Here is a 22378-nt window from a genome sequence, read left to right as displayed (position 1 = left end):
CTTACTGCTCGTTTGGCCCGTCGTCACGCGGCCCGGTCGGGAAGTAGAACTCGTGTTCTGACTGGGTTTCGAACCGATCAAGCACGTCGTGTAGCGGCCCGGCGTAGCGGATGAGGTCCTCGGCACGCTGTGAGACCTCGTTGAGTTCGGCGGCCTGTTCCTCGGCCGCGCCCGCGACGCTCTCGGACTCTTCGAGTGTTTCTTCAGCCAAGTCGACGACATCGGCGACCGTCCGGGCGACCTCGTCGATCTGGGCGAGTTGGTCCTCGAAGTCGACGTCCGGGTGCTCGGCCGCGAACTCGTCGAGTCGGGCGGACAGCCCATCGATCTCCTCGGAGATCTCCTGGAGGCGTTCCTGCTGTTCGTAGGCGTCGTCGGAGATCCGCTGGACGGAGCTCGCCACCTGTTCTGCGGCTTCCTGGACGCTGTCCGAGGAGTTTTGGACGATCTCGCCGGCCTCCTCGACCTCGTCGGCGAAGCTCTTGAGCTGACCCGTCGTCTTCTCGAGCTCGTCGATCATCTCGTTGAACTCGCTGGCGATCCGGTCCATCGCCTCGTTCTCCCCGTCGATGTCCATCCGACGGGTGAGATCACCGGCCGCACACTGTTCCATCGTCTGGCTGTATTCCTCCGCCTTCTCCTGGAGATACTGGTTCATCTCCATGGCTTCGGCCCGGGAGACCTCGGCCTCCTTGCGGGCTTGTTCGGCCTCGTCGATCTGCTCGCGCAGCGAATCCCGCATGTTCGCGAAGCCATCATATAACCGGCCGATCGAGTCGATCCGCGTCGTGTGGATCGCCACGTCGAGGTTCCCTTGTTCGATCTCCTCGGCTTTCCGCCGGAGCCGATCGACGGAACTCGCCGTCGAATACCCGAGGATGGCCCCGACGCCACCGATCATGATGGCGGCCAGAATCGTCACGATCTGGCCCCACTTCGATATTGTTTGGACGAACCCGAACAGATCGCTCGTCGGGGCGTGCGTGACGATTGTCCACGAGGGATCGATCACGTCACCCCCGACCGAGGCGTACCCGACGGCGTAGGCCTCATCCAGGACGGTCGGATTGTTCTCGATGATCCGAACGCCGCTCGTTCGGTTCTGTCCGTCGGCGGGTTCGGCCATCGCCTGCCGGATCGTCTCCTCGTTACCGTACGTGCCGAGGACGGTGGATTCCTGTCCGTCACCCGCCAGAGCTCGCGTATCCGCTTGGACGGTATTGTCGGAGTTGACCACCTGTGAGAAGTGAGTGCTTGCATCCCCATCGGTCAGTCCTTCACTCTCGATTGCACTGGCCAGGTTCGATACGCGAAACTCCATGAAGAGATACCGATTGGCGACATTGTGTTCGACGCGCTTGATGAATCCGACGACCGGTTCTCCCGAGACCTCGTAGGCCTCTGTCATCTGGACCTGCGGATACTCGTCGATACCCAGCTGGAGCTCACTCAGCAACGGGTGATCCGTCTCCGAGACGGGAATCGTCCTCGACTGGAGCGCGCCCCGGTTGATCTCCTCGAGGGTGTCGCCCGTATACTGCATGGCCAGGACTTCAGTCCCGTTGTCGGGCGAGAGGAGGTAGATCCCGTGTGCCCCCTCACTGACCTTCGAGAACAATGGTCGAGCTAACTGCCGATTGAGTGTGGCCTTCTCAGACAGATCGGCTCCCAATCCGTCGTTCGTCGACGCGAGATCAGCCGTGACGGCGTTTCGCTGGATCCACTGCTCGACGATCGACGCCTGTTGTGAGGCGAGGCGCTCGTACTCCGCTCGCGTGTCTTCTTCGACCTGCTCAGCCAGCGCACCCGTCGCCGTGAACCCGATCCCTGCGAGGATCAGGCCCATCATGACGAGAACCAACCCGAATTTTAGTGCGAACCGTTTCCTGATGACGTCCGGGACGATCGTCGCCAGGAGACGGCCGATCGGGCCGCCCCCAGCGTCGTCATCCTCGGATTCGATATCTGGATTGTTGCTCATAGTTTACGAGAAGCGTCCTGCTGTGTATCGATACTGCCGGTTGTATTCATTGTTTTTATTCTCCATGCTACAGATCCGGCCGCCGGCATCGATATTCGCACCTTCCGCTGCATCGATAAAAAAGGCCAGGGAGCGGATTCAAACCGTGAGGATAGACCCTACTCCCCGTTGTCCGCTTCGTCTCGCGGTCCGGTCGGGAAGTAGAACTCGTGTTCGGATTCGGTTTTGAAGCGATCGAGCACCTCGTGCAGCGGCCCGGCGTAGCGGATAAGATCACCGGCGCGCTGGGAAACCTCGTTGAGTTCGGCGGCCTGTTCCTCGGCCGCGCCCGCGACGCTCTCGGACTCTTCGAGCGTTTCTTCAGCCAGGTCGACGACCGCCGCGACCGTCCGGGCGACCTCGTCGATCTGGGCGAGCTGGTCCTCGAAGTCGACATCCGGATGCGCGGCCGCAAACTCATCGAGTCGGGCCGCGATGGCGTCGATCTCTTCGGAGATCTCCTGGAGGCGTTCCTGCTGTTCGTAGGCGTCGTCGGAGATCCGCTGGACCGATTCGGCAACGTGCTCTGCGGCTTCCTGAACGCTGTCCGAGGAGTTTTGGACGATCTCGCCGGCCTCCTCGACCTCGTCGGCGAAGCTCTTGAGCTGACCCGTCGTCTTCTCGAGTTCGTCGATCATCTCGTTGAACTCGCTGGCGATCCGGTCCATCGCCTCGTTCTCCCCGTCGATGTCCATCCGACGGGTGAGGTCACCGGCCGCACATCGCTCCATGATGTGGCTGTATTCCTCCGCTTTCTCCTGGAGATACTGGTTCATCTCCGTGGCCTCGGCCCGGGAGACTTCCGCCTCCTTACGGGCCTGTTCGGCCTCGTCGATCTGCTCGCGAAGCGAATCCCGCATGTTTGCGAAGCCCTCGTACAGCCGGCCGATCGAGTCGATCCGCGTCGTGTGGATCGCCACGTCGAGGTTCCCTTGTTCGATCTCCTCGGCTTTCCGCCGGAGCCGATCGACGGAACTCGCCGTCGAATACCCGAGGATGGCCCCGACGCCACCGATCAGGAGCGCAGCCAGGATCGTCACGATCTGACCCCACTTCGATATTGTTTGGACGAACCCGAACAGATCGCTCGTCGGCGCGTGCGTGACGACGGCCCACTGGCGGTCGATCCCTTCGTCCTCGACCTCGATCGATGCGTAGCCGACAGCGTAGGGCTCACCGACGACGGACGTGTCGTCTTCGACGATCCTGACGCCCGAGGTCCGAGCGGCGTTCTCACCGGGGCTCTCCATGGCCTCTGTTACGGTCTGGGAGTTCCCGTACGGACTGCCAACGGCCGACCCGGCGTCGTCTGCAGTCGCCATTCGGGAATCAACCTGGACGGTTCCGGAGCTGTTGATGATCTGGGCGAAATGGTTCGCCGGCGTGTCGTCCTGTCTATCGCCGACGATCGAACTGCCCAGCCGTGTGGCGTCGTACTCGATGACGAGATACCGGCTGGGCGAATCCTGTATCGGACTGACGAAGCCGACGACTGCATCGCCGTTCCGGGTGTAGACGTCGGACATCTCGACCTCAGACGTGTCCATGGTTGTGACGTCGACGTCCGCCACCCAGGACTGAGCGGAATCCACAAGCGGAATTTGCTGATTGGCCTCCGTACTCGAACTGGAGGCCTGGGCGATGATTGCCGGCTCCGCACCATCGTAGGAGACGAGGTAGAACCCTTCGGCATCTCCGAGGATCGTTCCCCAGAGCCGTCTTAGCGTCAGGTCAGTTGACTGGTCACTGCCGGCAGTCAACCCAGTGCTCTGGGAGGCTAATCGGACGGAGACACTGTTGCGTTCGACCCACTTCTCGACGATCGTCGCCTGCTGGGTCGCTAACTGTTCGTACTCGGCACGTGCGTCCTCTTCGACCTGGTCAGCCAGGGTCCCGGTCGCGGTGAACCCGATGCCCGCGAGAATCAGTCCCATCATGATAAGAACGAGGGCGAACTTCAGCGCGAAACGCTTTCGAATGAAATCCGGGACGATCGTCGCCAGCGTCTGGCCGAGAACCCCTTCTGCAGGATCGTCGACGTCAATATCTGGATCAGTGCTCATAGTTTGTGATACGTGTCTTGCAATGTACCAGTCGAAGCTTCGTCATCATAATTCTATTTTGATACGACAAATACGCTTTCCGTCTTCGAAACCAGTGGTTTTCCTACCTCGATATTAAAATGTAGGGTGTGGATTCAGTCTGTGAGGACCCACTCGATACTGTCGGCCGACGATCGGGAGTCGCCGATCCGGACAGACAACCGGTCCGCGGTGGAGAGCCGGCCACTCTCCGAAAGTGAGCAGCACGATCCCGGTCCGAAGGGAGCCAAAAGCCCGACTGCGGACGGTCTGGTAGCGAGTGAGCGACAGGGTACCGCAATATTGAAGTAGCTACTGAATGCAGTTTAAGCGTGTCTGTCCTACGACACTGGTGATACCATGAGCGAATACTTCCCAGAAATCGACGAGATCACGTACGAGGGACCGGACTCCCAGGACCCGCTTTCGTTTAGCTATTACGACCCCGAGAAGCAGGTCGGCGAGAAGACGATGGCCGAGCATCTTCGATTCTCGGTGGCCTACTGGCATACGCTCCGCGAAGACGGGTCCGACCCGTTCGGAGCAGGGACGATGCAACGTCCCTGGGACGATATCGACGACCCAATGGAGAAGGCCCACGCGCGAGTCGACGCCGCCTTCGAGTTCTTCGAGAAACTCGGCGTCCCGTACTTCTGTTTCCACGATCGCGACATCGCACCCAAGGGCGAGGATCTCGCCGAGTCCAACGAGAACCTCGATGAGATCGTCGACCACGTCGAGGAGAAGATCGACGAGACGGGCGTCGAACTCCTGTGGGGGACGGCCCAGCTGTTCATGGAGCCGAAGTTCGCCCACGGTGCGGCAACCTCGCCGAACCCCGACGTCTTCGCCCACGCGGCGGGACAGGTCAAGAAAGCGATGGAAGTCACCGAGCGTCTGGGTGGCGAGAACTTCGTCTTCTGGGGCGGCCGCGAGGGCTACAAGACGCTGCTGAACTCCGACATGGGCCGAGAGCTGGACAACATGGGCCGGTTCTTCCGGATGGCGGCCGACTACGCCGACGACATCGGCTTCGACGGGCAGTTGCTCATCGAGCCAAAGCCCAAAGAGCCCACCAAACACCAGTACGACTTCGACGCCGCGAACGTCATGGCGTTCCTGCGTGAGTACGGCCTGGAAGACCGCTTCAACCTCAACCTCGAGGCCAACCACGCGACGCTCGCCGGCCACACGTTCCGACACGAACTCCAGTACGCCCGTGTCAACGACGCGCTGGGCAGCGTCGACGCAAACCAGGGCGACAAGCTGATCGGCTGGGACACCGACGAGTTCCCGACCGACGTCTACATGACGACGCTGGCGATGTACGAGGTGCTGGAGAACGACGGGATCGCACCCGGTGGCCTCAACTTCGACGCGAAGGTTCGACGGGAATCCTTCGAGCCTGTCGATCTCTTCTACGGCCACGTCGTCGGTATGGACACCTTCGCACGCGGGCTCGAAGTCGCCCACGAACTCCGGGAGGACGGTGTCTTCGCGGACGTCATCGACGACCGCTACGGCTACGACGCGGGGATCGGTGCCGAGATCGCCGCCGAGTCGACCGACTTCGAGGCGCTCGCCGAATACGCCCTCGAGAACGACGGGATCGAACTCGAGTCCGGTCGCCAGGAGAAGCTGAAGGCAGTTCTCAACAGCTACATCCTCGAATCCTGAACGGATCGCAGTGAGGATATCTCCACCTTCGTTTTGGACGACGTAATCGCGTGAGCTGTCACCCTGAGCTACCGGCGACGGGCTGATACCAGCAGTGGCTGGCAAACCCCGTTACTCGGATCGGGCCGGCGACAACCACTCATAGAGTCTCGCATCCAGATATGCGCCATCGACCAGATAGTGCTCGTGCAGTCGTCCAACGTTCTCAAAGCCGTTTGACTCCAAGACCGACGCTGAAGCGTCGTTCCCTTCGAAGACGCGAGCGTGTAGCTTTCGGAGACGGAGTTCGTCGACAGCGTACGCTTTGAGCAGTGACACGGCCGCCGTGGCGACGCCCTCCCGTCGCGCGTCGGGATCAACCCAGTAGCCGATCGCAGCCCGCCCGTGGACCTCCTCGCGGAAAAACAGCCAGCAGAAGCCGACGCGTTCGCCGTCCCGTGAGAGCAGGAAGCCGACGACATCGTCATCGTCGAGAAACGCCTCCTTGCCGTCGTGGCTCCAGGGTTCCTGACCATTCGTCATGCGCCTGACGTCCCGCCGGTTCGCCTGTGTCGCCAGATAGGCGTGATCCGACGGTTCGATCGCTCGGAGCGAGACGGTTTCCCCCTCGCGAAACACTGGACCTGGCATGAATATGGGTTCGGAGTAGCGGAAAAGAACCTGCCGATCGGTCGACGGTTCGGGGTGGGCCAGTGGACAGACGGGTGACGGCGGGTTCTTCGAGCCATCGCGGCTGCCGAAAACCGCGTCGATCAGCGCCGCAGAACCCGCGAAGGCAACACTTTAGTATATTTTGTGCGATGACGCGTATATGGAACAAGCACTGGTTGTCGTCGACGACACGGAAGCGAGCGAGGAGTTACTCCGGAAGGCCGGCGATATCGCCGAGGGACTCGGGGCAAAGCTGTACCTCTTTGGAACCCTCGACCCGGACGAGTTCGACGAGGCCCGGGAAACCCTCGATACGATCGGCGAAGTCGAGAACACGTCCTACACCGATTCGGACATCCTGAAAACGGTCCACACTTCGCTGAACGAGACCATCGAGGAGGTTTTCGGCGACCCGGACTTCGCGTACGAGACCGTCGGTGCGGTCGCAGGCGAGGGCGACCGCGCCTCGAAGGTCATCGAGGCCGCCGAGAAGTTCGAGTGCGGACACATCTTCCTGTCGGGCCGCAAGCGCTCGCCGACCGGGAAAGCACTGTTCGGTGACACGGTCCAGTCGGTCTTGCTCGACTTCGACGGCGAAGTCACGGTCAACCTCCAGTAACGCGGCCCGTTTGCCGGCCGCGGTCACGACCGCCGGAAGGGCGGTCCCGTCCCCGATCCATCGCCGATAGCTGTGGGCTTCTCGCCCACAACGTTATGGTGTCAGCGACAGAACTCGTGCAACTATGCAGAAAAAGTTCCTCAACGGTCGCTGGGAGTTCCGCGACCCGGACGGCGAGTGGCTCGATGGGACCGTTCCCGGCGGCGTCTACACGGACCTGCGGACGAACGGTGTGATCGACGATCCGTTCGTGGCCGACAACGAACTCGACGTCCAGTGGGTCGGTCGGACCGACTGGACCTATCGCCGGACCGTCGATGTCGAGCCGGCAATGCTTGCTCACGACCGCGTCCTGTTGGGCTGTGACGGACTGGACACCGTCGCGACAGTCCGGGTGAACGGCGAGGTGGTCGGAGAGTCGGTCAACATGCACGTCGCCAACGAATTCGACGTGGCCGACGCCCTCAAGCGCGGGGAAAACGAGATCCGTATCGAGTTTCGGTCCCCCGTCGAGTACGCCCTCGAGCGACAGGAGGCCCATCCCCACGAGGTTCCCCACACCCACTATCCAGTCGAGCAGCCCGGCCGACCGTTCATCCGGAAGGCCCAGTGTCACTTCGGGTGGGACTGGGGCCCGAGTCTCCCGACGACGGGGATCTACCGGGACATCTCGCTTGTGGCCTACTCCGCCCCGCGGATTACCCATACGACGACCGAACAGGACCACGACGGCGAGCGCATCGACCTGACTGTCCGGGTCGGGATCGACGCGCCGAGTGCGGGCGAGTGCGAACTCGCGGCGTCGGTCGCGGACGGCGAAACGACCGAGACGGTGGTACTGGGGGCGGGCGAGCAGGAAGTCGAACTCACGCTCGGCGTCGAGGACGTCGACCTGTGGTGGCCCAACGGCTACGGCGACCAGCCGCTATACGATCTCGAGGCGACGATCACCGATCGGAGCGGTGCCGGCGACCCGACCAGTCACACCGTGACCGACCGGCTGGGCTTTCGCGACCTGGAAGTCGTCGTCGAACCCGACGCGGAGGGGTCGTCGTTTCACTTCACGGTCAACGACACCCCCGTCTTCGCGAAGGGAGCGAACACGATCCCCGTCGCGCCGCTGTATGGCGACGTAACCCGCGACCGCTACGAGCACCTTATCGAGAGTGCCGCCGCGGCGAACATGACCATGCTCCGGGTCTGGGGTGGCGGCTACTACGAGAACGACGCGTTATACGAGTTGTGTGACGAACAGGGGCTGCTCGTCTGGCAGGATTTCATGTTCTCATGTGCGCTCTATCCAGCCGACGACGCCTTTCTGGCGACCGTCGAGGAGGAGGTCCGCTATCAGGTCCGTCGGCTGGCGAATCACCCCTCGATTGCACTCTGGTGTGGGAACAACGAGAACGAGGAGGCCCTCCACAATTGGTTCGTCGACCACCCGGCCCACGATGAACAGGTCGCGGATTACGAGGCGCTCTACGAGGAGACCGTCGGGCCGGCCTGTCGCGACGAGGATCCCTCGCGGACGTTCTGGCCGGGCTCGCCCTCCAGCGGCCCCGACGCCGAGGACCCCTACGAGTTCGGGTCGGGTGACGTCCACTACTGGGACGTCTGGCACGAGGGCCAACCGTTCGAGGACTACTACACGACGGAGCCTCGCTTCGTCTCGGAGTTCGGCTACCAGTCGTTCCCGTCGGTCGAATCGCTGCGGACGGTCATCCCGGACGACCAGTTGAACCCGACTGCCCCCCTCATGGAGCACCACCAGCGCAACCCCGGCGGGAACGCGACGATCCTCACCCGACTGGCGTCGTACTTCCGGGTGCCCTTCGACTTCGAAGATTTCGTCTACCTCTCCCAGCTGCTCCAGGCCGAGGCGATGTCGACGGCCATCGAGCACTGGCGGCGTCGTAAACCCGAGACAATGGGGGCGCTGTACTGGCAACTCAACGATCTCTGGCCCGTTGCGTCGTGGTCGTCGATCGAATACGACGGGACGTGGAAGGCCCAGCAGTACGCCGCCCGCCGGCAGTTCGCACCCGTTCTCGTCTCCTTCCATCCCGAATTCGAGGGCGACACCGGCGGCGAGAACGCGGGGGCCGACGACGAAGCCGAACGCGATTTCGGGGAGATCACCGCCCAGACGCTGTGGCTCACCAGCGACGACCCGCGGCCGCTCGACGGCGAGATCACCCTCGAAGTTCTCACCTTCGACGGCGAAGTCCTCATCGAACGAACCGTCGAGGTGAACGTCGAAGCAGGCGAGAGCACGCCGCTTGGGACCGTCGACCGTGCGGATCTGCCTGCCGAGGTCGATCCGGCGACGGTGATGATTCGAGCCGAATACGACGGGCCGGGGGAATCCTATCCTGCGACGGCCGTCTTCGAGGACTACAAGGCGCTCGAGCTGCCGGCTGTCGACCTCGACGTGACGATCGACGGCGACGAAGTGACAGTCAGCGCGCCCGAGGGGGCCGCCCTGTTCGTCGAGCTCGACGCCGGACCACTCACGGGGTGGTTCACAGACAACTACGTCGACCTGCGGCCCGGCGAGACGCGGACCGTCGCCTTCGAGGCCCGTGAGAACCACCGCGACGGCCTGATCGAAGCCCGCCTCCGGGAGCACCTCTCGACGAGGCACCTCCGGGAGACGTACTAGCCGAGCCCTGGCCGACCGGCCGGGGCTGCGTCCGACGGCGATTTGCTCGCCCGCCGTGCGTTTCGAAGGGTATTTATCCGACAACGGCTGAACTATTTCTTCGTGGACGAATCCGGACCGAAAACGAACGTCACGGAGGGTGGGCTCCTCCGTCCAATGCTCGACATCGCGTGGCCGCTGGTCGTCTTCCAGTTGCTGAACGTCGCCTATAACGTGACCGACACCATCTGGCTCGGCCATTACTCGGCCGACGCGGTCGGTGCGCTGAGCATCGCGTGGCCGCTGATCTTCCTGTTCATCTCGATCGCGGGCGGGTTCAACTCCGCGGGGGCGATCCTGGTCGCCCAGTACACCGGCGCGGATAGCGAGGGGTCGGCCGGACTCGTGACGGGCAACCAGCTGGTGTTCGTCGTCGGGATGGCGACTGTCCTGGGCGTCGCCGGCTTTTTCCTCTCCGATCAGCTGCTCGCACTGTTGCCCTCGAGTGCGGACACGACCGAGCGGATCATCCCGATGGCCAACGACTACATGGAGGTGTTCTACCTCGGGCTCCCGCTTTTGTTCTCGTTTTTCGTCTTCTCGTCGGTCATGCGCGGGTACGGCGACACCAAGACGCCGATGTACGTCATGGCCGGCAGCGTCGGACTGAACGTCGTGATCGACCCGATCCTCATCTTCGGGTTTGCCGACAACCCGCTGTTCGCGCCGCCGGGACTCGACGTGATCGGCGCGACGCTCGCGGAGCTGACGGCCTTCGGCGGGTTCGGGATCCAGGGAGCCGCCATCGCCACCATCTCCTCGCGTGGGCTGGCGGCGGTCGCCGGCATCCTCCTCCTCTTTTTCGCCGGCTACGGTCCGGACGTCCGGCTGGAACACTTGCGGCCGGACTTCGGCGTGATTCGGAAAATGGTCGACCTCGGGTTGCCGACGACCGCCGAACAGTCGGCCGCGGCGCTGGGCATGATCACCATGACCGCGATGGTGTCGATGTTCTCGCCGGCGGTCGTGGCGGCCTACGGCCTCACCAACCGGATCGGGACGATCGTCTTCCTGCCGTCGATGGGACTGGGGCGGGCAACCAACACAATGGTCGGCCAGAATCTGGGAGCCGAAAAGCCCGACCGCGCCGAGCGGGCAACCTGGGTCGCCTCGAAGGTCATCGTCGGCGTCCTCTTTGTCGCCGGCGCAATCGCGTTCATCTTCCCCGAACCGATCGTCGGCGTGTTCCTCGGGACGGGCACCGAGGAGGCGGCGATCACGCTTGCCTTCGCCGCGACGTACCTCCAGGTCAGGGCCTTCGAGTTCGTCTTCATGGGCGTCTTCCAGGTCATGCTCGGCGCGTTCCGGGGAGCAGGAAACACCCGGACGGCGATGGTCCTCTCCGTCATCGCGCTATGGCTCGGCCGCGTCCCACTGGTATATCTCCTCGCGGTCGACCCCGGCATCCTTGGCGAGTTCGGCATCTGGATCGGGTTCGCCGCCGGCGACATCCTCGGCGGGATCGTCGCCGTCCTGTGGTTCACCCGCGGAACCTGGAAGGAAGCCGTCATCGAGGAGACCGGTCCGGACAGCGAGCCAGCGGCCGAGCCGCCCGAGGCGGTCAATACGGACTGACCGCCGAAGCAGTGGCTGGGAAGCTGCCTGGCCGACCGGAATAGGGCCCAACCCACCCCCCTCGGCCAAAGAGCGTGACATTAATCTCGGTCGGGTCGCAGTGTAGGACCATGGGAATCAGTGACCAGGTCGGACCCGGCGTCCCGGACAGTATCGATCCGGCAGCCGACAGTCGGGCCACGTACGACTACGTCAGCGACGACGTGCAACGGCCAGGCCTCGTGAGTGACCTGGAGGAACGCATCGAGGGGGACGTTCGCTTCGACGAATACTCCCGACAACTGTATGCGACCGACGCCAGCGCCTACGAGGTACTTCCGGTCGGCGTCGTCTTCCCGCAGTCGACGGCCGACGTCGCGAGCGTCGTCGAGTACTGCGCCGCTCGGGAGATCCCGGTCCTGCCACGGGGTGGCGGCACGAGCCTCGCCGGCCAGACGGTCAACGAGGCCGTCGTCCTGGATTTCACCCGCTACATGGACAGCGTGCTCGAAACGGATCCTGACGCTGCCCGGGCACGCGTCCAGGCCGGGACCTACATCGGCGATATGAACGCGGCCTTCGCCGAGCACGATCTGAAGTTCGCGCCCGATCCCGCCTACGGCGACAAGAGCGCCGTCGCCGGCGCGATCGGCAACAACTCGACCGGTTCTCACTCGCTGAAGTACGGCAAGACCGACGCCTACGTCGAGTCGGTGGAGGTCGTCCTCGCCGACGGCACCGTCACGGAGTTCGGGGAAGTGACACTGGAAGAACTACAAGACAGCGCTGACCCGGACGGCGATCTCGAAGCACAGATCCACGCCGAGGTGAGCCGTATCCTCGACGAGGAGACGGAGACTATCGACGAGCGGTTCCCGGACCTGAAGCGGAACGTCTCGGGATACAACCTCGACCGACTCGTCGAGGAAGCCGACGACGGGACGGTCAACCTCGCCCGGCTTCTTGCCGGCAGCGAGGGGACCCTCGCCGTGATCACCGAAGCGGAGGTCTCCCTGGAGCCAGTGCCCGAGACCAAGTCGATCGCACTGCTGGCGTACGAGAGTCTCATCGACGCGATGGAGGACGTCTCGATCATCCTCGAACACGATCCCTCCGCCCTCGAAGTGCTCGACGATACGCTACTGGAGTTGGCAGGCAAGACCGAGGAGTTCGGCCCGCTCGTCGCGGAGATGGTCCCCGAGGGCACCGGCGCGATGTTGCTGGTGGAGTTCTACGCTGACAGCGACGAAGCGGGGAGACAGAAGGTCGCCGACCTGATCGCCGACCGGGTTCCCGACGGCGACAGTGAACTCGATCCCAGCGAGGGGGCGAGCGAGATTACCGACGAGCCACACTACGCCTTTGACGCCCAGGAGGCCCACGCTGACGACGAACGCAAACGCTTCTGGAAGCTGCGCAAGTCCGGCAATCCGATCCTGCTGGGCCGGACGACCGACGAGAAGCACATCAGCTTCATCGAGGACACCGCCGTCCCGCCGGAGAACCTCCCCGAGTACGTCGCGGACTTCCAGGACCTGCTGGAGGACGTCGGCACGTTTGCAGCCTTCTACGCCCATGCGGGCCCGGGCTGTCTCCACATCCGCCCGCTCGTGAACACGAAGACGACCGAGGGGATCGAGCAGTTCGAGGCCATCGCCGAGGGGGCGACCGACCTCGTCGTCGAGTACGGCGGCAGCGTCTCCGGCGAGCACGGCGACGGCCGCGCCCGCTCGCAGTTCAACCGCAAGCTGTACGGCGACGAACTCTGGGAGACCTTCGAGGAACTCAAGACCGCCTTCGACCCCGACTGGCTGCTCAATCCGGGCAACATCTGTGGCGATCACGACATGACCGAAAACCTCCGGTTCAGCCCGGAGTACGACTTCGAACTCGGATTCGATCCCGTCCTCGAATGGGACAACGAGAACGGGATGCAAGGGATGGTCGAGCTCTGTCACGGGTGTGGTGGCTGTCGGGGCCCCCAGGAAACCACCGGTGGCGTGATGTGTCCGACCTTCCGCGCCAGCGAGGAGGAAGTCACGTCGACACGAGGCCGGGCGAACATGCTCCGGCAGGCGATGAGCGGCGACCTGCCCGCGGACGTCACCGACGAGGAGTTCATGACGGAGGTACTTGACCTCTGTATCGGGTGTAAGGGCTGTGCGAAGGACTGCCCGAGCGAGGTCGACATGGCCAAACTCAAAGCGGAAGTCACCCACCAGTATCACCAGGAACACGGGTCGAGCCTCCGGGACAAAATCTTCGCCAACGTCGACCGACTCCTCCCGCTCGGAAGCGCGCTTGCCCCCATCTCGAACTGGGCACAGCGCCTCCCCGGCCGTGGCATCATCCAGGAGAAGGTCCTCGGGATCGCCCGCGAGCGAAAGTTCCCGACCTTCTACCGGGAGACCTTCGTCGACTGGTTCGCGAGTCACGAACCGCAGGTCTCGGCGGCGGAAGCTGATCGCAAGGTGTTGCTGTTCCCCGATACGTTCTCGAATTACAACCGCCCACAGGCGGGCAAGGAGGCCGTCCGCGTTCTCGAAGCGGCCGGCGTCCACGTCGACGTTCCCAGCGACGTCACCGACAGTGGCCGTGCAGCCAACTCGAAGGGATTTCTCGACAAGGCCAAAGAACACGCCAGCGAGAACGTCGAAACGCTGGCCCCGCGAGTAGCAGATGGGTGGGACGTCGTCAGTATCGAGCCGTCGGTCGCGGTGATGTTCCAGCTCGACTACCTCGATCTGCTGGGCGGGAGGGACGCCGAGACCGTCGCGAACAACACCTACGGGATCTTCGAATACCTCGACACCCACGGCCTCGTCGAGGAGATCGAGGTGGACCCGAGCGACCGACCGCTGACCTACCACGGACACTGCCACCAGAAGGCAATCAAGAAAGAGCACTTCACCGCGGAGGTCCTCGAAGACGTCGGGTTCACGGTCGATGCGCTCGACAGTAGCTGCTGTGGCATGTCCGGATCCTTCGGCTACGAGGCCGAGCACTACTCGCTGAGTCAGGCGATGGGCGACATCCTCTTCGACCAGATCCGGGAGAGTTCGGGCGAGCGAGTCATCGCCCCCGGTGCGTCGTGTCGCCATCAGATCGGCGAACACGAGGGGGCGAGCGACGATCCGCCCCACCCGATCGAAGTGCTCGCAGCGGACCTCCAGGAGTAAAGACGGCGACCATCGCTCCGGTCGGAAAGCGCTACCCGTCGATCGGCGTCGAAGAATCCGAAAACCGCGAGGCAGCGTGGCGTTTCGGTGCCTGTGTCGCTGTCATGACCGGGAGAGACACAGTGCTTTTATGCTGTCGTCGGGTCATTTCGAGGTAGATGTCTAGACGGGCAGCGACAGTTGGGTGTCTGTTGATGATCGTCGGGCTCGTGGGCCCGATGATGGCCGTGAGTGGCCCGCTCGGAATCGGGTCGGGCACGTCGGAGATGGCCCCGACGAACGACGCCGGCTTCGAGCGCGTGTCAGACGAGTCCCGCCTGCGCGGGGGAGCTTCCAGCGCCCAGATCCCGTTTGCGATCGGGGACGACCGCTTCGACCGGACGCTGTTCGAGATCACCGTCTACGAGAATCAATCGGCCCAGTGGCGCTTCCAGTATACCCAGCGCCTGGAAAACGATACCGAGGAGACGAACTTCAAAGCCTACGCGGCCGAGTTCCGGGAGAACGAGACCGACCTGTACCGGCAGTTCGTCAGCTATGCCGGCGAGCTGGCCCGAACCGGAACGAACGTCACTGGCCGGCAGATGAACGCCACCGACTTCGCTCGGGACGCCCGCACGGGAACGCTCGACAACCTGGGCATCGTCGAAATGTCATTCACGTGGACGAACTTCGCCGAGCAACGGCAGACTGGTGGCGTCCTCGTCAGCGATATCTTCGAAGGCGGGTTGGCCATCCGCGCTGACCAGCAACTGCGTTTCGTGGCCGGGCCGAACCTCACGTTCGACAGCGTCGAGCCGTCGCCGTCGAACACCTCCGGCCTCTCGGTCTCTGACAGCGAGTCCGTCGAGTGGGTCGGCGAGTATTCGTTCGCGGATCAACGTCCGCGAGTCGCCTTCAGTCCCGTCACAGCCGAGACAACGACCGAGCGCGAGGAAACGCCGACCGAGTCGACGGACGAAACGACGAGCGACGGGTCCGAGACCACGGTCGACCGACCAACGAGCGAACGGACCGTGACGTCCACCGAACAGGCAGGTGCGTCCCCTGGTACAACAACCGACACGACCGCGACGACAGTCGCGGGAGATGGGTCGGCTGGCGGTCCCGGACTCGGCGGCATGCTCGTCGGTCTCGTGGTGATCACGCTCGTGGTGGTGATCGCCACCTGGCGAGGGGGCTATTTCGACGTCGGCGAGGGCGAAGCCAGTCCCGGGGCTGGCGGTGGCGACGACGGTGATGGATCCGACGCTAACCAGCCAGCGGACGGATCGGCTGAAGCGACGGCCGAGACGGGTGGGCAGGCAGTGACCGGGGCAGCGCTACTGAGTGACGACGATCGCGTTCGACAGCTGCTCGAAGACAACGGCGGTCGAATGAAACAGACGGCGATCGTCGAGGCGACCGAATGGTCGAAGTCCAAGGTGAGTATGCTGCTCTCGGAGATGGAAGACGACGGCGAGATCACGAAACTCCGGGTCGGCCGGGAGAACATCGTGAGTCTGCCCGGATCCGAGCCGGACGCCGCACGCTCGCCGTTTGATGATCTCGACGAGGAGGACGAGTGAGACGGGCGTGGGATCGAGTGGCGTAATCGATCGAAAGCGGAACGGTTAAACCCGTTTCATCGTAACGGTAGAATGCGCTCCGGTGGTGTAGTCCGGCCAATCATCTTGCCCTCTCACGGCAAGGACCAGGGTTCAAATCCCTGCCGGAGCACTTCTGTCGCTCGCAATGTCGCGAGCGACGAATGCGGCATGAGGGATTTGAAGTAGACCAGTCGCGCGCAGCGAAGCGAGCACGTCTGGGCGTGGTTCAAATCCCTGCCGGAGCACTTTGCTGCGAACAAATTCGTGAGCAGCAATGCTCGATTTGGATTTGAACCTGGGGAGTCGCAGTCCCGGGAGCGCAGCGAGACGCGACCGAAGGAAGCGTCTCGGAACGGCGAGCGGCGGAGCCGCGAGCCAACGAAGTGAGCACCCCGGAACGTCTCCACTCGGTTCAAATTCCGATCGACGCCGTCGATCGGCATTCGCGGATTCAAAGAATCCGCTCACTCCCTGTCGGAGCACTTTTCTGAGGAACGAAGTCACGAAGAAGGGATGGACAGCGGGATGTAGAGGAGGTCCAGTCGCGCCCAACGAGTCGCGGGACCGAAACTGCCGAGCGATTTCAGCGTCGCCCACTCCATCCACGCCCATATTCGAACACTATTCCGCGCGGCATCGAACACATCACGTCCTCACTCACGTATCTCGTGAACAAGCGCCGATTCGTTTTCCGGAACGGGAGGAGTTCGGCTACAGAACTGCCGCCAGCTCACGCAGACTAAACAGCGACCAATTGTCGCCGACGTCCGCAGCGAGCCCATCAACGAACCCGCTCTTCGAGAACAACGCGAATTCCGCATCTCGTGTGTCCGGCCCCCATCGAACACGAGCTGCTTTCTCCTGGAGCTGTGAAACGAGTGAGTGGCCAACAGGCTGGGTCGTCCATTTACATTCTGCAAGCAGAATCCGGTCGGCATCCGGGGCGAGTCCGACGATGTCGATTTCGTCTTCGCCGTACCACCACCGCCCAACCGCTGAATACGGCCCGAATTCGCCACGACGGATCGCTTCCCAGACGGCCTCCTGACAGACATCCTCGAACGTCGTTGCGACGTGGTCAGGGAGGTTCGGCTCGATCGTTCCCTCGTAGACGATGTCGGGTGCTTCTTCGATACTGGAGCGATTCGGCTCGACGAATCGAAACCAGAACCGGAGGAACTCGTCAGCGACCTGGTATCGCGACCGCTTGGACTGCTTTGGTGACGCCGTCACTGGCACCTCGCGGTCGATCAGCCGCAGTCGCCGAAGCGTCTGGAGATACTTCGACAGTGGGCCGACATCGATGCCGGTCGCTCCCGAGATCTCGTTGGGCGTCGTGTGACCGGTCGCAATTGATTCGAGAATACTCATGTATCGAGCGGGGTTCCGAAGCTCGGTGCGGAGCAGAAACTCGGGCTCGTTGTAGAGACGGGCCGTCGGGGAGAGAACATGGGTCTGAATGTTCTCCTTGAGAGAGTGGTCATAGTCGAAAAGGGTGAGATACATCGGCGTGCCACCCGTGACAGCAAACGACCGGATTGCGTCCTCGATATCGTCAGCGATGATATCCTGGGCCTGTTGGAACGAAAACGGCTGGACGTCAATTTGTCCCGTCCGGCGGCCATACAGCGGGCTTTCGTGACCGAGCACCGCTGACTCCATTGTACTCACACTGGACCCACATAGCACAAGCATCGACTCAGTGTCCGTGAGTTGTTCATCGACGAACGACTGGAGGTAAGACGGGAGGGAGTCGTTTTCCTCGACGAGATATGGGAATTCATCGATGGCGATGACGAGTTGTTCAGTCGCTAGTTTCTCGCCGAGGTACGCAAAGGCCTCGTCCCAGCCGTCGATACGGGGAACACGATCGTCGAAGTAATCAGCGACCTTCTCGATGAACTTCTCGCGCTGGCGGTCTTGTGCTTCCTGGGCCGCGAGGAAGTAGATGTGGGATCGGTCGGCACAGAACTCTTTGAGGAGTTCGGTTTTCCCGACGCGACGCCGACCGTAGACCACGTAGAAGCCGTGGCCCGGTGACTCGAACGCCGTTTCGAGGGCGTCGATTTCCTCCGCTCGGTCGTGGAAGGTCATACTCTAGATAATGATTACTGCGATAATGACTTATAGTTTCCCCAGCCGCAACGTCAAACGTAGATTCATACCGCCACGGCAAGTGCGGCATCGCTGCTCTCGGAAGGTTCACATTCCGATCGACGCCGTCGATCGGCGTTCGCGGATTCAAAGAATCCGCTCACTCCCTGCCGGCGTCGTCGGACTACGTCCGACTGCTCGAGGGACTGCGTCCCTGTCCTCGTGAGCGAAGCGAACGGGGGCTCGGGAGACGAACAGCGACAGTCTCCCGGTGCACGTTTGGGACGAACAAGCTCAGGAGTCTTGAATACGGCCGGGGGAGTACTTTTCACCACGGGTACCCAACCAGACGCTATGGAACACGAAGCGACCATCGAGGGCGTGGGTGTCGGCGTGGGGGAGGAAGGTGCGGGGGCACCTGTGGTCTTGCTGCGTGCTCGCGAGCAACTCATTCCCATCTTCGTCAGTGGCGATCAGGCCCAGTCGATGCAACTCGCCATCGAGAACGAGCCGTTCGAACGGCCGTTGACGCACGATCTGTTGATCGAGATGGTGTCGGAGTTCGGCGCGGCCATCGACCGCGTCCGGATCGACGACCTCTCTGACGGTACCTTCTACGCGAAAGTCGACGCCGAACAGTATGTCGAGGGCAACCGCAAGAACGCAGTCTTCGACGCCCGGCCCAGCGACGGCATCGCGATCGCGCTCCGGGAAGACTGCCCGATCGTCGTGAACGACGCGGTCATCGACGAGGCTGGCCGTCCTCCGGAAGCGTTCGAACCGGACGACGACGAGCAGATCGGTGCCGACAGCGACCCAAACCCGTTTGAGGACCCCTCGTTCGATGCCGGCGACGATTTCGACGATCCTGAGGACATGGACTTTTGAGCGATCGAGTTGTTCAGATCGGGCACCGCCCATCGACAGGACGGCTGCTCAGTCCGCACGAGGTACCCCTCGGTAACGCGCCAACCGCAATCGTGCGCAGATACTGATTTGTGTCTGGACCCCGTGGATCTACGTACGCGAATGGCATCCCAATCGAATGACTACCGGGTCGCGCCGGAGACGATGGCCGATCTGGAATCGGTTCTCGAACGGGGCGACCTTGAAGCCGCGCTGGAGATCTTCGAAGCCCTGTCGGACGAGCGCCGTCTGAAGGTCATGCGACTGCTTGCTGAGTCTGAGCTCTGTGTCTGTGATCTGGTCGCCCTCTTCGATATCGAATACTCCAAACTCTCCTATCACCTCAAGGTACTGAAAGAATCGGGACTGGTGACGGCCGATCGCGACGGCAATTACGTGACCTATCGGCCGACCGAGTGTGGGAACGAGGTCATCGGCGTAATCGAACAGTTCGAATGACCGAAACGAAATCACTCACTCGTCAGCCCCGAACAGTTCCTCGAAAAGCGCGGTAACGCGTCCCTCGACCTCGTCGCGGATCTCCCGAACGCGCGCCGGGTCTTGGCCGTCAGGATCAGCCAGCGCCCAGTCGCGAACCTCGACATCGGCATCGAGTTCCAGCGTCGAACAACCCATCGTCGCCACGAGGTCACAGTCGTTCAACGCCGCGGTCGAGAGCTCCCGTGGCTCCCGGTCAGAGAGATCGATATCGACCTCGGCCATCGTCTCGACGACTCCGTCGTGGACTGAATCGGCCGGATCGGTCCCGCCGGTGACGATTTCGACCGCATCTTCGAGTCCCCGACGGTCGCGCTCGCGCTCGGCGAAGGCCGTCGACATCTGGCTGCGGCCCGCGTTCTGGACGCAAACGAACCCCAGCGTCGTTGTCTCTCCCGTCATCGACCAGGAACAGTGGCCCGCCGAAGGAGTAGCTTTCTATGACGGCTATATAGGGCTCGATAGTCGGCCTGGCACTCGCGACATCACTCGGGGACCGCCGGCAGTTCGATCGGCGCTTCGAGCACTGCCGAGAGGGAGTCGGCCGCACCGACGAGCGGTGACTCCGTAGGTTCCGTGAGAGGATCGTCACTGTTCCAGGCATACTGGATCGTCCAGTCAGGATCGACGACGAAGGCCGCCCGTTTCGGAACGCCAGCGTGACCGCGAAAGTCCTCGTGGACGATGTCGTAGGCATCGGCGATCGTGGCGTGCAGGTCCGACAGTAGCGGGATCTCGATATCTCGCGTCTCGGCGTATTCCTCGTGAGCGAAGAGGCTATCCGAAGAAATGGCCCACACCACGAGATCATCCCGGTCGAGCCACTCGCCGGCGGCGACGAGATCGGGCGTGATCGTCAGCACGAAATCGACCGGATACCACAGCAAAAGCGCCGCACGCCCATCCCGGAGAGGATCCATCAGGTTGTAATATTCCGGCTGGCCGTTGACGATTCCTGGCAAGGAGAAGTCCGGGGCCGTGGATCCGTCTTCGATCATACTCCCCTGTCCGAAGGGCACTCACAAGAGAATGCCGTCCGGCCGGAAGTCGTCGGCGACCGCGACGGGACCCGCCGCGACCGGAACGTTCTCGACACTGCAAGCCACTACATTGGCGTATGTACGAGGCCGTCGTCTTCGACAACGACGGCGTGCTGATGGAGTTGACGGAGATGGCCCTCCACCGGCGCGCTGCCCGCGACGCCTTCGAAGCCGTCGGCGTCGCCGACCCTGCCGAAGAGCACGTCGAGGCGATGAGCATCGGCGTCACCGTCCCGAAACTGGACGCCGTCTGTGAGTACTACGGCCTCGATCCCCCGGAGTTCTGGCGGACGCGAGATAACTTGATGGCTCGCCGCCAGAAAGAGGCCATCCGCCGCGGAGAGAAAGGCGTCTACGACGACGTCACGGCCCTGGCTGCGCTGGATCGACCCGCCGGAATCGTGAGTTCCAACCAGCAGGCGACCGTCGAGTTCGGGCTGGACGCGTTTGACCTTGCTCAGCACTTCGAGATAGTCTACGGTCGGGAACCCACCGTCGAGAGCCTCCGGCGCAAGAAACCCGCGCCCTACTATCTCGAAGCGGCACTCGCAGACCTCGGGACGACGGACGCGCTGTACGTCGGCGACAGCGAGACCGACGTCGAAGCGGCCCACGCAGCCGGGATCGACGCGGCGTTCGTCCGCCGGCCCCACCGCGCTGGCGAGAACCTGTCGGTCACACCCGCGTACGAGATCGACGGGCTCGCGGCCGTGCCACGGATTCTCGAGGGCGAACTGCCCGCGAGTGATTGAGAGACGCCCGGGAAAAGTCAGGCACTGCCGGAGACCAGATGCAGGCCGACGATGCCGACGACGATCGTCCCGATGAAGAAGATCCGCGCGAGCGTCGCCGGTTCGTCGAAGAGGACGATCCCCAGCGACGCCGTCCCGACGGCCCCGATCCCGGTCCAGACTGCGTAAGCCGTCCCGACCGGGAGTTCTTTGACCGCCTGGGCCAGCAGGACCATACTGATCACGAGCGCGACGGCTGTCCCAAGGGTCGGCAACGGTTTCGAGAGGCCGTCGGAGTACTCGAGGCCGATCGCCCACGCGATCTCGAACAGCCCGGCCACGAACAGGATCCACCAGGACATCATCGCCCGGCTAGGCCACTCCGGGGGATGAACGTGGTGGTCTCGGCTATGAATTTGAAACAGAGCGCGTTGCTGGGGATCGGCGGAGCAGGCATACGCGGCGCTTCGCGCCGAGATCTGAAGATACAGTAGAGTAAAGTGATTATCCTTCGAAAAGAGGGACGGAAACACAGGATGGGCTGGGCATGCACGCGCTGTGGAACACTCCATACACAAAACCCGAACGAATGTCGAAACTGTGGTCACTCTATTTTGGAGCCCATGAGCAGTGAATCGATCAATGATATCTCGAGTGGAGTCGGGCAGCCAGACAGTATCAACCCCGAAGAGATTTCGAGTATGGGAACTACGCCGACGCCCGACTATGACAGTAGTCCCGACGTGGCCCCCGACGGGTCGCTCGTTGATGACTCCCCACCTGAGGACGACGACCCACCGAAAGGACAACGCGGATATTTGAAACACGTAGCCGAATTCGTCCGAGCGATATGGAATACGCTACGCGCAACGGTCAGAGCACCCTTCGCCGTGCTGTGGCGCTATCTCCTGCCGTTGCTCGCTTTTGCTCTCGTATTCGGAGCGGTTGCGTATCTCTCCATTTAAATTTCGGAGTATGAGAGATAGAAATAAACCCGAGGAATTGAGCATACGGCGGCCGACGGCCGCCGTTTCACTG

Annotated in this window: 17 protein-coding genes and 1 tRNA gene; 11 read left to right on the top strand and 7 right to left on the bottom strand. The window is 62.7% G+C overall.

The window, feature by feature from the left end:
- Position 1: 1 nt before the first annotated feature.
- Positions 2-1981 (bottom strand): HAMP domain-containing protein, encoded by a 1980-nt coding sequence (locus HUTA_RS11995; protein ID WP_015790177.1) that lies wholly within the window; start codon positions 1979-1981, stop codon positions 2-4.
- A 158-nt stretch (positions 1982-2139) separates the two neighbouring features.
- On the bottom strand, positions 2140-4083 hold the full coding sequence (locus tag HUTA_RS11990) for a HAMP domain-containing protein (protein ID WP_015790176.1): 1944 nt from the start codon (positions 4081-4083) through the stop codon (positions 2140-2142).
- A gap of 378 nt (positions 4084-4461) precedes the next feature.
- On the opposite strand from HUTA_RS11990, the gene xylA reads away from it, so the two are divergent.
- Positions 4462-5778, top strand: a complete 1317-nt coding sequence (gene xylA, locus HUTA_RS11985) for a xylose isomerase (protein ID WP_015790175.1) — start codon at positions 4462-4464, stop codon at positions 5776-5778.
- A gap of 111 nt (positions 5779-5889) precedes the next feature.
- Here xylA and HUTA_RS11980 read toward each other — a convergent pair whose 3' ends face one another.
- The gene (locus HUTA_RS11980; RefSeq protein WP_015790174.1) at positions 5890-6408 is read right to left on the bottom strand and encodes a GNAT family N-acetyltransferase; all 519 of its coding nucleotides are present in this window, start codon (positions 6406-6408) and stop codon (positions 5890-5892) included.
- Between the two features lie 181 nt (positions 6409-6589).
- Between HUTA_RS11980 and HUTA_RS11975 the strand changes: the two genes are divergently transcribed.
- From HUTA_RS11975 to HUTA_RS11950, 6 genes are all read left to right on the top strand, one after another.
- Positions 6590-7048, top strand: coding sequence for a universal stress protein (locus HUTA_RS11975; RefSeq protein ID WP_015790173.1), 459 nt, complete (start codon positions 6590-6592; stop codon positions 7046-7048).
- A gap of 124 nt (positions 7049-7172) precedes the next feature.
- The gene (locus tag HUTA_RS11970; RefSeq protein WP_015790172.1) at positions 7173-9710 is read left to right on the top strand and encodes a beta-mannosidase; all 2538 of its coding nucleotides are present in this window, start codon (positions 7173-7175) and stop codon (positions 9708-9710) included.
- 102 nt (positions 9711-9812) lie between these two features.
- Positions 9813-11324: an MATE family efflux transporter gene (locus HUTA_RS11965; protein ID WP_245529107.1), complete on the top strand. Its 1512-nt coding sequence runs from the start codon at positions 9813-9815 to the stop codon at positions 11322-11324.
- Positions 11325-11434: 110 nt separating this feature from the next.
- The gene (locus tag HUTA_RS11960; RefSeq protein WP_015790170.1) at positions 11435-14482 is read left to right on the top strand and encodes an FAD-binding and (Fe-S)-binding domain-containing protein; all 3048 of its coding nucleotides are present in this window, start codon (positions 11435-11437) and stop codon (positions 14480-14482) included.
- Between the two features lie 158 nt (positions 14483-14640).
- Complete coding sequence (locus HUTA_RS11955) at positions 14641-16050, top strand: helix-turn-helix transcriptional regulator (protein ID WP_015790169.1); 1410 nt, start codon at positions 14641-14643, stop codon at positions 16048-16050.
- A 76-nt stretch (positions 16051-16126) separates the two neighbouring features.
- A tRNA-Glu gene (locus HUTA_RS11950) sits at positions 16127-16201 on the top strand.
- A 581-nt stretch (positions 16202-16782) separates the two neighbouring features.
- Here HUTA_RS11950 and HUTA_RS11945 read toward each other — a convergent pair.
- Positions 16783-18165, bottom strand: coding sequence for an ATP-binding protein (locus tag HUTA_RS11945; RefSeq protein ID WP_015790168.1), 1383 nt, complete (start codon positions 18163-18165; stop codon positions 16783-16785).
- A 354-nt stretch (positions 18166-18519) separates the two neighbouring features.
- Here HUTA_RS11945 and HUTA_RS11940 point away from each other — a divergent pair, with 354 nt between their 5' ends.
- Positions 18520-19053 (top strand): bifunctional nuclease family protein, encoded by a 534-nt coding sequence (locus HUTA_RS11940; RefSeq protein WP_015790167.1) that lies wholly within the window; start codon positions 18520-18522, stop codon positions 19051-19053.
- Between the two features lie 141 nt (positions 19054-19194).
- The gene (locus HUTA_RS11935) at positions 19195-19530 is read left to right on the top strand and encodes an ArsR/SmtB family transcription factor (RefSeq protein WP_015790166.1); all 336 of its coding nucleotides are present in this window, start codon (positions 19195-19197) and stop codon (positions 19528-19530) included.
- 15 nt (positions 19531-19545) lie between these two features.
- Here HUTA_RS11935 and HUTA_RS11930 read toward each other — a convergent pair whose 3' ends face one another.
- Positions 19546-19971 carry an arsenate-mycothiol transferase ArsC gene (locus HUTA_RS11930; protein WP_015790165.1) on the bottom strand — a complete coding sequence of 142 codons (426 nt, stop codon included), beginning with the start codon at positions 19969-19971 and terminating at the stop codon, positions 19546-19548.
- Positions 19972-20054: 83 nt separating this feature from the next.
- Positions 20055-20567 (bottom strand): redoxin domain-containing protein, encoded by a 513-nt coding sequence (locus HUTA_RS11925; RefSeq protein ID WP_015790164.1) that lies wholly within the window; start codon positions 20565-20567, stop codon positions 20055-20057.
- Positions 20568-20686: 119 nt separating this feature from the next.
- Between HUTA_RS11925 and HUTA_RS11920 the strand changes: the two genes are divergently transcribed.
- Positions 20687-21361: an HAD family hydrolase gene (locus HUTA_RS11920; RefSeq protein ID WP_015790163.1), complete on the top strand. Its 675-nt coding sequence runs from the start codon at positions 20687-20689 to the stop codon at positions 21359-21361.
- A gap of 17 nt (positions 21362-21378) precedes the next feature.
- Here the strand turns inward: HUTA_RS11920 and sugE are convergent, their stop codons facing one another.
- On the bottom strand, positions 21379-21702 hold the full coding sequence (sugE, locus tag HUTA_RS11915; RefSeq protein WP_049941459.1) for a quaternary ammonium compound efflux SMR transporter SugE: 324 nt from the start codon (positions 21700-21702) through the stop codon (positions 21379-21381).
- Between the two features lie 261 nt (positions 21703-21963).
- Here sugE and HUTA_RS11910 point away from each other — a divergent pair, with 261 nt between their 5' ends.
- The gene (locus HUTA_RS11910; protein ID WP_015790161.1) at positions 21964-22305 is read left to right on the top strand and encodes a hypothetical protein; all 342 of its coding nucleotides are present in this window, start codon (positions 21964-21966) and stop codon (positions 22303-22305) included.
- The last annotated feature ends 73 nt before the right edge of the window (positions 22306-22378 follow it).

The sequence above is a fragment of the Halorhabdus utahensis DSM 12940 genome (assembly GCF_000023945.1).
GTDB classification, from domain to species: domain Archaea; phylum Halobacteriota; class Halobacteria; order Halobacteriales; family Haloarculaceae; genus Halorhabdus; species Halorhabdus utahensis.
This window is presented reverse-complemented; position numbering and strand designations above follow the sequence as displayed.